A 13,569-nucleotide genomic window follows, 5' to 3' on the forward strand; every position below is an offset into this window, starting at 1 on the left:
GATTAATTTACCCCTGCCTGAATAAGGTCATGCATACTAATTACACCAATCACTTTATTTTGGTCATCAACCACAACAAATTGACTAATTTTTTTCAGGTTAAGCTGTTGTAGAGCTTCTACCGCACGTGCTTCTTGAGAAATAGTTGACGGTTTTTTTGTCATTACTTCAGAAACAGGTAAATTCACATCAAAACCTTGCTGTTTATCAATTAAACGACGTAAGTCTCCGTCGGTAAAAATACCAAGCAAATGTTCTTGTTCATCAACAATCGTGGTCAAGCCTAAACGCTTATTAGAAATTTCGTAAAGCACTTGATTCATTGGCGTGTCTGGTGAAACTTTTGGCAATTCATCGCCTGTGTGCATCAGATGCTTTACATGTAAAAGTAAACGCTTACCCAATGCTCCAGCAGGATGCGAGCGAGCAAAATCATCTGCAGTAAAACCACGCGCTTCAAGTAATGCAACAGCCAGCGCATCACCCAATACTAGTGTCGCTGTTGTGCTTGATGTCGGAGCTAATCCTAGTGGACACGCTTCATCAGACTCACCTAAAGTTAAAGCGATGTCGGCGTTTTGAGGCATTGGGCCTTTATCATTACGGCTAATGGTAATAAGAGGTACACCAAGATGTTTGATGAGTGGCATCAACATCATGATTTCATCACTTTTCCCAGAGTTGGAAATCGCAATTAAAACGTCGCCACGAACCAGCATACCCAAATCGCCATGCCCAGCTTCGCCTGGATGCATAAAGAAAGATGGTGTACCAGTTGAAGCAAAAGTCGCAGCCATTTTACGGCCAATATGCCCTGACTTACCCATGCCAGTAATCACAACACGACCTTTACACTGCAACAATATTTCACAAGCCTGATTAAAACTGTCATTAATTTGTGTGGCTAACACGTCTATGGCTTGCTGCTCAATACGCAAGGTTGCTAATGCGCTGCTTTGAAAATCTGTAGGATTAGGCATACGAGTTTGACTCAAAATAATTGATCTGATCTCTTATGAAGATCGGTGATTTTAATCAAAAGATTTGGGGGCATTCTAACATAACTCAATCATCTACACGTTTTTAAATGTATAAGATTTCACAAGCTTATAAAATTCTTGCATAAAACTTTGTGAAAAATGATGCATCAGTTATGATGTAACACTGTTTTTGTTGAGTGTTTGAAAACCCTTATGCAACCGTTTGTTTTATATAACTCTGAGCAACGAAAAAAAGTTGAATTTGTACCTCGCAAAGAAGGTCACATCGATATGTACGTCTGCGGTATGACCGTTTACGATTACTGTCATATCGGGCATGCTCGAGTTATGGTTGCATTTGACTACATTATTCGTTTTTTACGTAGCCAAGGCTGGAATGTTCGCTATATTCGCAACATTACTGACATTGACGACAAAATTATTAAACGCGCGAATGAAAATGGTGAGACCATTCAACAACTCACCACTCGTTTCATTGATGCAATGAACGAAGATGCAGCCAATTTAGGCTGTGCTGCACCTGATGAAGCACCAAAAGCGACTGAATATATCGATCAGATGCAAAATATGATTGGCAATCTGGTCAATAAAGGCTCGGCTTATCCCGCTGCAAATGGCGATGTTTATTTTGAAGTGACCAAATTCGAAAAATATGGTCGCCTCTCTGGCCGTAAGCTTGATGACATGCAAGCTGGCGCGAGTGAACGTGTTGACGTAGAAGTTGAAAAGAAACATCCGTTTGACTTTGTACTTTGGAAACATGCCAAAGAAAATGAACCATCTTGGGCATCCCCTTGGGGTAATGGCCGTCCGGGTTGGCACATTGAATGTTCTGCCATGTCGACTTGCTGCCTAGGCAATCACTTTGACATTCATGGAGGTGGTTCAGATTTAATGTTCCCGCACCATGAAAATGAAATTGCGCAAAGTGAAGCTTCAACTGGCGAACAATATGTAAACTACTGGATGCATGTTGGCTTTATTAACGTTGACGGTGAAAAGATGTCTAAGTCTTTAGGCAACTTCTTTACTATTCGTGACGTGATGGAGAAATTCCACCCTGAAGTGATTCGCTACTTTATTGTGTCTTCGCACTATCGTAGTCCTGTGAACTTCTCTGATGTGGCACTTAAAGAAGCAAAAACTTCTTTAACTCGTTTCTATCATTCATTTAAAGCTTACCAACAAGTGTACGGTCAAACGATAACTGAAACGCTTGATCAAAGCTTTATTGAGCGCTTTAACAATGCGATGTGTGATGACTTCAACACTGCCGAAGCAATGGCGGTATTGTTTGAACTGAACAAAGAATTGAACCGTGCTGTAAAAGAAGAGCAAGCTGACCAAGCAACTGTGCTTTATTCGACATTACGTCACCTCACCAACATTTTAGGTTTGGTACAACACAATGTAGATGATTTCTTAAAATCAGATATTGGACAAGAAGCGCTTACTTTGTCTGATGCTGAAATTGAAGATTTTATTCAACAACGTGTTGATGCGAAAAAAGCAAAAGACTTTGCTAAAGCAGATGGTATTCGTCAGTCTTTACTCGACCAAGGTGTTGTATTAGAAGATACACGTCAAGGTACAGTTTGGCGTCGTGCTGATTAAATGTTCAATTAAATCACAAGAGTGTTGACACTTTAGTGAAACACTCTATAATGTGCTCACATTGCGGGAATAGCTCAGTTGGTAGAGCATAACCTTGCCAAGGTTGGGGTCGCGAGTTCGAGTCTCGTTTCCCGCTCCAAAATTTAAAAACCACTTAATTCGAAAGGATTAGGTGGTTTTTTATTGTCTATTGATTAGTTTTGACTGGTTAAAATGGATATTAAAAATACTTCATGTACAGACTGCTATAACAGCTTATATAGTGCGTTAATAGATTAATGAATGACTAGCCCTTTTCGGGCATTAATCTATTCTCTCTCGTAGCTCACACCAAATATTTCTAGTAAATATGTGTGCAAGGCTATATTGGAAATAAGTCCCTCACTTATGCAATTATTACTAAACAAATTTTTCAATTATTAAGAATAGCTTTTCAACCACTAACTTAGGAAAAACCTCCTAATATTTTGAATTTCCCTCCTTGATTTTGCTCAAGCAACTTTTTGGAGAGAAGTTAATAATGAAACTCCATCATATAATTATTACTCGTAGTGATTATTTAAGGTCTATACTTGAAGCAATTTTTAGTATAATTTTTCAAGCTAAAAATATAGAACCTAATCTTTAAAAAAGCGATATATTTATTTTCGATGCTCCCCTCATTCCAAAGTTTTCATCTATAATACATCAATTCATATTATTGTGATGGTATGTCTTACACGATATTTTAAACATTAATATAAATTTTTATAACTAATTTAACGGTAACAAAATGGCTGAAACACAAAACATTAGTGAGATGGCAAAAATTTTGTCAGAAGAAATCTTTAATTATTTTCGTTGGAACAAAAGCAAGCCAGAAGATATAAATTGGAAATGTGAAAATGATGAACATACTAAAAAGACACACCCTGCTGATGTAGTATTTTACTATGATGATCCCTATACAAACACAAGAATATATATTCATACAGATCTTAAAAGTTTTTCTGAAAGTACTTTAGAAAAATTAGACTTAGATGACGTATTAGAAAGTTTATCCATGCAAGTAGAATGTGCTGAAATAAGTGAAGAGTGGCAAAAATTATTTGCTGAAGAAAATATTGATTATAAAATTCATGGTATGCTTTTTATTTATAACCATGACAATAATTATACTAAATCTTTCACTTCCAAGTATAAAAAAGTTTCCAGAAATATTATTAAAACACCAAAGAGTAGCAGGGTTTATGTTTTAGATCCAAATGATATATTTTGGCTTGATAATGTTGCTACCCATATGAGTAAATTATTAGAAAAGAATGTAATAACCTCAGATTACACATTCTTTTATCCTCAACGCAAAGATCAAGCTACTATAGGTAATAGTAAAGCAGCAACAATTGATCTTATAAAATCACCCTTCCTGATTATTGAAGATAAAGTTAAAAACACTAGTATTATTTTCTATAGACCCGATGGAAGTGAAGTTGATGAATTCGTATATTTAATTGATTATTTACGACATCATCAAATTTTAGAGTCAGGTAATTCAATTAAAATTTTTCAGCTAGATCAAGATAAATTTGCACCTACAAACTTTGTTAATGCAATAAAAAAATGTGAGTCTATCTTAAATATTAAAGATCCAAATCTTTTATTACTAATGAATTCTATAGAGCACCAGAAAATTAAAAAATATACATCACAATTTAGTGAAATTGAAATTGGTATGGGGATACGATAATGAAAAAATTTGGTTTTGATAATTTACTTGTCTCTGATAGAGAGATTTTTGATGCAATATATAGTCAAAAGCAAAAACTTACAGATGATAAATTACTTGAGCTTTGCAAAAACCACGGTATTTACGTCTCTGTTAATGAAACCAGAGAAACTCTCTGCCAATATATTTCTACTCAATTTAAAGATTGGTATAGTTTAAAAACTATTTTAGATAGCTTAAATCATAATGAGAAAAATAGGAAAACTGCTACACTTTTAGTATCAGGTGCCAATTTAGATGACTTTAAAGAGGCAATCAAAGATATTGCTCCTCAATTTGGTGATAACCAAATGAGTCATAAAGGAGTTGGTAAAAGTAAATATGAGGTTAATCTCACGACATCTTCATTAGAATTTAGCAATACTCGCTTAATTCAAAAACCTTTAACAGATCAACAAATTACTGTAGAGACAAATGGGACAGATATTGTTTTAAGGTATGATTCTGAGGAAGTTTTAGAACCAATTATTAATAAAATAGTTCAGAAAGTTGCTGGGACAAAAAGAGACACTTTTAAACAAAAGGAAATTAGTCTTTCGCCAATAAAATTATCTGAATATCGTACTAATTTTTTCCTAAACCTTATTGTTCTTGATGATGATAGATATCTTCTCCATGACGTTAAACGTATGAAAGTCCATCACAATAAGCAAAATACTTCTTTGGAAATAACACAGGAAGAATTAAGCAATGAAAAAGAAGAGAAAGAAGATGGCTTCTTAAAGACAGCTCATTTATCAGGATCTTCGCTCCATACTAACAAGCTTTACCAAGAGTTAAAAAAACTTGGACATTATATTACGGAAATTACATGGACCGTTATTGATACTAAAGAAAACAGGCTTATTGAAATAAATGCAGGTTTTTTAGAACCTAAAGATTGTAAGAAGTTCTTTTACGATATTAAAGGTTATTATAAACAAAATACAAAAAAAACAGATTTCACTTTAGAACGGCATAAAATGCAAGATTCTGAAAAATCTATCTTTCTTAAATTTTTTGATGCTTTTCTATATAAAGTTTATGATCAAATTATAGATGAGTATGAAAATCAATTGGTGAAGAATGATGAGTAAATTAAGCTTTTTCGATGCCTCTTTTTCTCTAAATTTTGAAGATATTGCACAAAAAATTGAAAAAGAAGCTTTAAAAAATGTGAATGAATATATAAAAATCACAAAAAAACGTTCAAATTTTTTTGAAGGCACTTATACGCATATTAAAACAATATTAGAGGAATACATCGATGTACATGGACGAACATCTACCATTGAAAGACTTTATAAAAAAGAAATTATCTTTCGTGTTTACAACAGATTAAACAATAACTTTATTATTATTAATCAACCCCGCAGTATTTTAGATTTAAAAAACTTCCTCACTAAATTATTTAAATTTGATTTTTTTATAAATAAAAAAGATGTAAATTTAAATACATTTTTAAAGAATGAGAGGAATCAAATTCAGAATATCAATAAAATTGATATTAGAGAGATAATTTATCCAGACAATATATTTGCTAAAACAGTTTTTTACACACAAAATCATTCTACTGATCTAATAGAAGCATTAGATCTTTATATAAAATCGAATCATTATAAAATTTTTAAAGTCGAATTTTACTGTGTAAAATTTCCTTCTACTAAAATAACCCTAAGTTATGATTTTAAAATTTCATTTTTAAATTCAGATGTTGAAAATATAATTGATTTCTTTCATAACTGCTTTAATTAATATCTATTTAAATTAAAAATTAGGTATTCTAGCTTCGAATTGATGAGGATTTTGCATAACAAGTTAAATATGAACAAAAACATATTTCCCCATCAAACTCCCCCTATAACAATACCTGACGGTTAAAGAATACGTTCCCTTTCATTTACTCCTTATTAAATTCAAGGAGATCGCATTCCTGTTAGCTATTTCCCACCAACACCCTCAAATATTTTTAGCTAATTCTTTTGCCAAACATTGTTCATGCCATGTAGTTTGGAAGTTCTCGACAGCTTTTGACTTAATGAGAGGGTCTTCAAATAGCTTTGAAGAATATGCAGATTTGATAAGCTCTTGATAAAGTTGTTTGGCTTTTTGCTCTTCAAGATGATTGGCTATGTCATGTAATTCTTTAGCTGGCACTTCATGTTGTCTAGCATCCATCACCCCGCTCGCTGCTTTCTTCACAGTTTCACAGTAATGAAGTTCCATCGCTTCTGATGCTGCATAACACTGAATTGAAATTGCGCTTATAAAGAGGAATATAAATCTCATAATCTCACCTTAATTTGACGCGCAAGGGTACCAACTAATCTCTGCAAATTTAAGTTAAAAAAGGTTATTTTTGTTTTGTCTTATTTTATTTCACCTTTTGCACTTGAGTATTAGAAACTCTCAGCACTGTTCCATCTGCCGCGACTGGCGCCATAAATGGAATTTGTTGTCCTGTTGTTTTATCAATTAACAAAGAATGGCGTTCACCACTTTCAAATAGGTTCTGCTCTCCCCATTGTCGCAAAGCCACAACCACAGGAAACAAACTCTCCCCTTTATGAGTCAACACATACTCTTGATAAGCCGTGCCATCCGAAGCATCTTGCAGTTCAAGAACACCAGCATCCACTAGTTTTTTCAGTCGGTCAGAGAGAATATTTCGCGCCACTCCCAAGCTCCGCTGGAAATCTCCAAAACGGCGCATTCCATCAAAAGCATCACGCACAATGAGCAGTGACCATCGGTCTCCTATCAGATTGACGCAGCGCGCAACAGGACAAGGTTCATCTTTTAACAATGTAGAGTTCGTCATTGAGTTTCCTTACCAATCATCAGTAATAAGTTATCTAGTTGCATTTTAAAACTAGCAGGCTTAACATTCAACTAGTTGCATTTTAAAACCAGATTGAATGGATTTAGGCCATGAAAGCTTCTCTTGCATCTTCAACTTCACGCGCTAAAAACGATAAACCGCTTTCAAGCATGCCTCGTGGCATAATTTTGCTGTTTGCTATTGCAAGTGGTGCAAGCGTAGCAAATGTCTATTATGCGCAGCCCTTACTCGACATATTCGCCAAGGACTTTAATGTTAGTCATGCTGCTATTGGTGGTGTAGTGACAGCCACTCAAATAGGTTGTGCCCTTGCACTCGTGTTTTTAGTGCCGCTGGGTGACCTTGTCAATCGGCGTAAATTAATGGCTATGCAATTACTAGCTTTGATCTCGGCATTACTCGTGGTTGCCTTTGCCCATTCGACGATTATTCTTTTAGCGGGAATGCTTGCCGTGGGTTTACTCGGCACAGCCATGACTCAAGGGCTTATTGCTTATGCTGCGAGTGCTGCGGCTCCACATGAGCAAGGACATGTGGTTGGTACTGCACAAAGTGGTGTGTTCATTGGTTTACTGCTTGCTCGTGTATTTTCAGGGGGAATTAGTGATTTAGCTGGATGGCGTGGCGTGTATTTTTGTGCAGCCATCATCATGCTCATGATTGCATTGCCTCTTTGGAAACGTTTGCCTCATTTAAAAATTCAGCCCGTTACCATGCACTACCCACAACTTTTAGCATCGATGTTAAAACTGCTTCGCCAAGAAAAAGTGCTGCAAGTGCGTAGTGTTTTAGCTTTACTCATGTTCGCGGCATTCAATATTTTTTGGAGTGCACTTGTACTACCGTTGAGTGCACCACCATATAACTTCTCGCATACTATTATTGGGTCTTTTGGACTCGTTGGAGTCGTGGGTGCCCTGGCTGCCGCACGTGCGGGTTATTGGGCCGACCACGGATATGCTCAGCGTACAAGCTTAGTAGCACTCGTAATATTACTGCTTGCTTGGGGACCACTCTCACTCATGGCTTACTCGCTCTGGGCGATAGTGATTGGCATCGTATTGCTCGACTTGGGCGGACAAGCCTTACATGTGACCAACCAGAGTATGATTTTGCGTACTCGTCCAGAAGCGCATAGCCGGCTTGTCGGGCTATACATGCTGTTTTATGCAATCGGTAGTGGGCTGGGTGCAATTAATACCACAGCCACTTATGCCTATGCGGGATGGATTGGCGTGTGTGTTCTAGGTGCAGTCGTTAGTCTGTTCGCATTATCATTTTGGTGGATAACACGTAAAGTCTCTTAAATAGTAATAAGTTTAACTTCAAATAAAACAATTGACAAAACCTAGAATTCAAGCAGAATAAATTCAATCTAAACTTATATTTAAATTATAAATTTAAAAATTCAGAGCTCATAAAGGAGCTAATAGATATTAAAAACATTGCTGTAAAATCAACTTTAACATTCCCAATATTTTGAACTATTATATTTACCTGATTGTCATTTACGTCAGATTTAATATTCAAATCAATATTGTATAATTTCATTAATTCTAATGCTCCTAACAAACTAGATGAACTATTCCACCCCCGTTTCACCCCTTCTACAGGTAAAGTAATTTCAACTTTCTCATTAATATCAAGCTTAATGATTTGACTCGAAGTAAGTCTAATTATATTAGATTTAGTTAAAAAATTGTAAGCTTGCAAATCAGCAAATGTATCACCTAGCTGCATATAGCCATCAATCTGTCCTCCTTCCAATATAAGGCTATCAGTAGAATATCCATTATTATAAATTGCAGGACCATCTTCTACGATGAAACTATTAGAAAGAAATTTAATTCTTAATTTTTTTGAATTATTTAAATATAAAGAAAAGTTTGAATAATTTTTAAATAAATTATTAGAAATCATTAAATCAGTAGAGCTACCCAAGAATAAACTACCTTTAGAAAAATTATCTGAAATACTTGATTCCAAAATATTATTTAAAACAATAGATGATAAATTTTCATTGACTACTAAAATATTATTTGAAATCATTAAATTTCTATGGCTTTCTTTAGTTAAGCCAGTAGTTGAAATACAAGAATTAAAATTCTTAACAATATTGCTTTGTAAAAAAACTTTATCCACGCCAGTGATATTCTCGTAATTTAGACCTGAAACAGATATATGATTAGATTGTATATTTATTCCGATTCTAGGCATAGTTTTTATTGAGTAAGCAATATCGCTTAAACTTATATTATTATTAGCAACAGTAATATTTTTCGCTCCTTCAATATAAACACCTGAGAAAACTGAATTTTCAAAATTATTATTTTTTACCGCTACATTACTGGAGCATTGACCTACATAGGTTCCAATAAAGTCAGTTGAGGCAACTTCTCCTAATTTGATTGCATTTAAAACACTCTCAGACACAAAATATTTATTTGATTGAGATAAACCATTATAACAATATGCATCAATTAAAGCATTTACTAACATATCCTGTGTTTCATTAAAAGAGATCTCTAAATTCTTACATGCTAAACATCTACTCATATTACCTATAATATATTTCCCTTCATTATTTTTATCTAATAATCCACCTACAACCTTATTGTTAGTAATTTTAATATTTTCACACCAACCATTTTTAGGATAAAGCTCATCCCAGATACCTGTGATATTAGGATTTGTACCAGCCATTCCACCTATGACTTTAATTAGATTAGATCCCCCCATATCAAAGGCTATACAGTTTGATATATCTAAATTTTTAACTTTATGAAATACCATAATATTTGAGCTAACAGAGTTTCTTGCAGTTATAAAATTAATTGAATGAAAGCTAATATTTTCCACATACGGGATTGAGTTATAAATACTTTCTAATTCCGGGTCTTCCTCTCTGTTCCTATTGGAGCCAACGATAAAACCATTATGAATAAAATTATTTTCATTTATTTCAGTTGAATCTGAAAAATCCAAAGTACCATTAAAAATTTTAGTAGTACTTGGTACATCTAATTTCTTCAATTTAATACTTAATCCATCTAAATTTATTCCATTTTTAGAACAATTAACTAAAGCTTGAAAATTTTTAGTATAATCTAGACTAGATGATAGTATTCCAGCATCATAAATTGATAAACTTTTTTCTACTCGACACCAATAGCCTATATCTGCCTTAAAAACAGTAACTAGATTTTCTTTTTCTGAGTTATTTTTTTTAAAGAAGAAATATCCACCCCCTTTATTTTCACCAACATGATAAGATTCAACATATCTTACTTCTCCCTCAGTTGGATTTTGAATATTTATTAATTCCGAAATACTTCCTACCACATCAATAATTATATTCATTATTTACCTGTATCTTACTGATCCATTAATAGAATATATATTATTTATCAATAATTTTTATTAAACAACTGAATTCCTAATAACAACGACAACTTATGACGCGACAAATAAGTTATAGTCAGAATTAATTAAAGTAAAACTTAACAGTCGCACCTAAATAACTCCACCTATAACCTATTTAATTCTACAGTTATAGTTAATTACAAACTATAAAAGGCAGTTAATAATATTAAATTTTGTATAATTTTAAAAAACTTCCTAAAATAAAAATTAATGAGCTGTCTCTGCCGCTTTAGGTTTAAAAACCATTAAACAGACAACAATAAAAGCAAATAAAACGAAAGATGCACTAAATCTGCTTAACTCTAATCCACCATGTGCGATAGGTTTATCAAGGATAATCTCCTCGTACTGTACCTAGAGGTCGAGTAAGAAAGAAGGCCAACCAAAATAATAAGGTTCTTGAAATTTTGGTATAAAATTTGAGAAAACATGATGGTTAACCAATAGAAGGCTTCACTTTTTGCAGATTGGATACTTTTTACTGAAATTGTGCCGCAACTTAAATACCAAACAAACAGAGATAAGCCTAATAAAATAAGTAATATTAAGACTCCCTCCTGCCTAGTCCACACCTAAAGTTCGGTCAACGAAATACAAATACCTTTTTTATAGAAGGTGACACGGCGTATCTTGCCTCAAGAAATCTCCATGTCAGCGAATGAAATGAAATCTTCTCTAACAATCTAAATGTTGATATGCAACATTAGTGCATTACTATCAAAATTATATGAAAACCCCTATAGGAACAAAATTGGGTATTAATAATAAATTGATTTGCGCCGCTGTATTTGCCCTTCTTGCAGGATGTCAGCAGCAAGAGGCAAATGAAAATACAAGTGCCGTGAAACTGCCCGTTTATCAATTGAAAGGTGTTTCTACATCAGCACGCTTAAAAGGAATATTGCAGCTCAAACAAGAGTGCCTCTATGTAAACGATATCCTCATTATTTTTCCTGAAAACACTGCTCAATGGGATTCTGAAAAAGAGACTTTAATTTATAAAGGTAAGCTGACTGCTATCGGTAATAAATTAGATATTACTGGGAGTTTTGGTGATTTTGAGCAAGACAACCTACGCATTAAACGTTTAAGCCCAATGTGTGATCATCAGAATATTTGGTTTGCTAGATAACTTACGGTGAAGGGTTTGAATTCAATTTTCGCTCCTCTCAATCTCTAGGCCTTAAACAGAACGATTTAATTCACTCTCAGATTTATATATTTTTCTAACAGGTAACCAGAAATAAATATAGATTAAGAGAATGACCCCACCCAACAATACATCTCCAATTAAATGTGGAGTTTCATGCGTCATTACCAACCCCATAACAAGCATTGCGCCGAAATGAGCAATATTTGCAAACATGGTAAATTCAAAAAATAGATAGTTTTTTAAAGGCTCATTGGCGGCTTTTAAAAGAAACCAACCCCATACCATATAGATGGCTGAGATCATCAACTCGTAAAGTTCACCCCCTCCATGCAACTCTCCCCAGCGAACTAATCGAACAAGAAATTTACCCCATTCAAACTGAAGTAAAATTGCAGGAATATTTAAAAAGATAAGAAGCGCTGCTCCCGCAAAAAACAGCAGAAAGCTAATTCCCGTAAATTTTGCGGCTAGGCTAAATCTCGATATTTTTATCTGATGGTCTGTCGACATCACTTATATCCTCATTGATATAAACGTTAATTTATAATTTTAAGAAGCACGTAATCGACGAGTTTTGAAAATACCCAATCCTTTATCTTTAATATCCAAAATAAAAGATTTGAGTCCATTTTCATTTGGAATTGGCAAGCGCCCTCGCCCTAATCTATGCATTTGACGTGTATACCAAGTGATTTCCAACGCACCCAAGTTATCAATAAACTTAATACCCGTAGTTAACGGTTTAACTTGGTTTATCGTTTCAAGCCCACTTAATAAACGTTTAGCTGCCAACGGTTCAATTGCAAAAATTCGTCCAAGACCAACAAAATCTAAATCGTTATTTGATAAAGCGCTTTCGATCCCTTGCAGACTTCTAAAGCCACCAGTTACCATAAGTGGCACTTTACTAAGTTCACGAACTTTTTTAGCAAAATCTAAAAAGTAGGCTTCACGAGAGATTGTGGAATCTTTAGGTTTACCCAACTGCATAATCGGTTTTTCATAGGTTCCGCCAGAAATCTCGATTAAGTCAATTCCCACTTCATCCAACGCTTGAATAGTTGCCAGTGATTCTTCTTCGGTAAAACCGCCTCTTTGGAAATCGGCTGAGTTTAATTTAATGCTTACTGGATAATCGGGCCCGACTCGATTACGAATTTTCTTATAAACCTCAAGGACAAATCTACGTCGATTTTCGATAGTTCCGCCCCATTGATCTGTACGGCGGTTATGATGCGGAGAAAGGAATTGGCTAATTAAATAACCATGTGCGCCATGTAACTGAACACCACTAAAACCTGCTTTCTTGGCAATTTCTGCAGTGTTTGCATAACGTTGAATAAGGTCTTCAATTTCATCGTGAGTTAACTCTCGCGGTGTGGCAAAAACTGCGGCCATTTTCGGGCCGAACGGCACAGCTGACGGTGAAACTGTTTCTTGATTTAATCCACGAATTGCTTGTTTACCTGGATGGTTTATTTGCATCCAGACATCACTGCCACCAGATTTAGCAACTTCAACCCACTCTTTAATTAAAGCAAAATCTTTTTCGTCTTCAATAATGACATTGCCCGGCTCACCAATTGCTCTAGAGTCAATCATTACGTTACCCGTGATCAAAACTCCAGCTCCAGATTGCGACCACGTTCGGTATAGTTGAATCAGCTCTTTGCTCGGTCGCCCATCTGTATGAGCCAATCCTTCACTTAAAGCCGATTTAATAATTCTGTTCTTGAGTGTAAACCCATCTTTTAAAACAAAGGGTGATGCCAGTTTTAATTCGTTTTTCATC

General features: G+C 34.7%; 12 protein-coding genes, 1 tRNA gene and 1 pseudogene. 7 read left to right on the forward strand and 7 right to left on the reverse strand.

All coding sequences use genetic code 11. The features are described from left to right. Positions 1-2: 2 nt before the first annotated feature. A complete protein-coding gene (locus tag WA249_RS08140; RefSeq protein ID WP_336167740.1) occupies positions 3-980 on the reverse strand; it encodes a KpsF/GutQ family sugar-phosphate isomerase in 978 nt (325 codons plus the stop codon). A 213-nt stretch (positions 981-1,193) separates the two neighbouring features. On the opposite strand from WA249_RS08140, the gene cysS reads away from it, so the two are divergent. From cysS to WA249_RS08165, 5 genes are all read left to right on the forward strand, one after another. Next, positions 1,194-2,615, forward strand: coding sequence for a cysteine--tRNA ligase (cysS, locus tag WA249_RS08145; protein ID WP_336167742.1), 1,422 nt, complete (start codon positions 1,194-1,196; stop codon positions 2,613-2,615). 63 nt (positions 2,616-2,678) lie between these two features. Next, positions 2,679-2,754: transfer RNA gene (locus WA249_RS08150), tRNA-Gly, on the forward strand. A 633-nt stretch (positions 2,755-3,387) separates the two neighbouring features. Next, positions 3,388-4,341 carry a hypothetical protein gene (locus tag WA249_RS08155; RefSeq protein ID WP_336167744.1) on the forward strand — a complete coding sequence of 318 codons (954 nt, stop codon included), beginning with the start codon at positions 3,388-3,390 and terminating at the stop codon, positions 4,339-4,341. After that, positions 4,341-5,456 (forward strand): hypothetical protein, encoded by a 1,116-nt coding sequence (locus WA249_RS08160; RefSeq protein ID WP_336167746.1) that lies wholly within the window; start codon positions 4,341-4,343, stop codon positions 5,454-5,456. Before WA249_RS08155 ends, WA249_RS08160 begins: the two co-directional genes overlap by 1 nt. Continuing rightward, the gene (locus WA249_RS08165; protein WP_336167748.1) at positions 5,446-6,114 is read left to right on the forward strand and encodes a hypothetical protein; all 669 of its coding nucleotides are present in this window, start codon (positions 5,446-5,448) and stop codon (positions 6,112-6,114) included. The genes WA249_RS08160 and WA249_RS08165 overlap by 11 nt, the downstream gene beginning before the upstream one ends. Before the next feature lie 204 nt (positions 6,115-6,318). Here WA249_RS08165 and WA249_RS08170 read toward each other — a convergent pair whose 3' ends face one another. Then, complete coding sequence (locus WA249_RS08170) at positions 6,319-6,648, reverse strand: hypothetical protein (protein WP_336167752.1); 330 nt, start codon at positions 6,646-6,648, stop codon at positions 6,319-6,321. Between the two features lie 85 nt (positions 6,649-6,733). Then, the gene (locus WA249_RS08175; protein ID WP_336167754.1) at positions 6,734-7,180 is read right to left on the reverse strand and encodes a winged helix-turn-helix transcriptional regulator; all 447 of its coding nucleotides are present in this window, start codon (positions 7,178-7,180) and stop codon (positions 6,734-6,736) included. A 110-nt stretch (positions 7,181-7,290) separates the two neighbouring features. Here WA249_RS08175 and WA249_RS08180 point away from each other — a divergent pair, with 110 nt between their 5' ends. Further along, entirely contained in the window at positions 7,291-8,508 is a 1,218-nt protein-coding gene (locus WA249_RS08180) for an MFS transporter (RefSeq protein WP_336167757.1), read from the forward strand. 85 nt (positions 8,509-8,593) lie between these two features. On the opposite strand, the gene WA249_RS08185 is transcribed toward WA249_RS08180, so the two are convergent. Beyond that, positions 8,594-10,561 (reverse strand): hypothetical protein, encoded by a 1,968-nt coding sequence (locus tag WA249_RS08185; protein ID WP_336167759.1) that lies wholly within the window; start codon positions 10,559-10,561, stop codon positions 8,594-8,596. Between the two features lie 270 nt (positions 10,562-10,831). After that, positions 10,832-11,215: pseudogene (locus tag WA249_RS08190) on the reverse strand (hypothetical protein); the annotation flags it as partial. 136 nt (positions 11,216-11,351) lie between these two features. Between WA249_RS08190 and WA249_RS08195 the strand changes: the two are divergent. Continuing rightward, entirely contained in the window at positions 11,352-11,756 is a 405-nt protein-coding gene (locus WA249_RS08195; RefSeq protein ID WP_336167760.1) for a hypothetical protein, read from the forward strand. Between the two features lie 51 nt (positions 11,757-11,807). Here WA249_RS08195 and WA249_RS08200 read toward each other — a convergent pair whose 3' ends face one another. Continuing rightward, entirely contained in the window at positions 11,808-12,287 is a 480-nt protein-coding gene (locus tag WA249_RS08200; RefSeq protein ID WP_336167762.1) for a DUF6632 domain-containing protein, read from the reverse strand. A gap of 39 nt (positions 12,288-12,326) precedes the next feature. After that, positions 12,327-13,568, reverse strand: coding sequence for an NADH:flavin oxidoreductase/NADH oxidase family protein (locus WA249_RS08205; RefSeq protein WP_336167764.1), 1,242 nt, complete (start codon positions 13,566-13,568; stop codon positions 12,327-12,329). Between the last annotated feature and the right edge of the window lies 1 nt (position 13,569).

Source organism: Acinetobacter sp. 161(2023), assembly GCF_037027805.1.
Lineage (GTDB): Bacteria > Pseudomonadota > Gammaproteobacteria > Pseudomonadales > Moraxellaceae > Acinetobacter.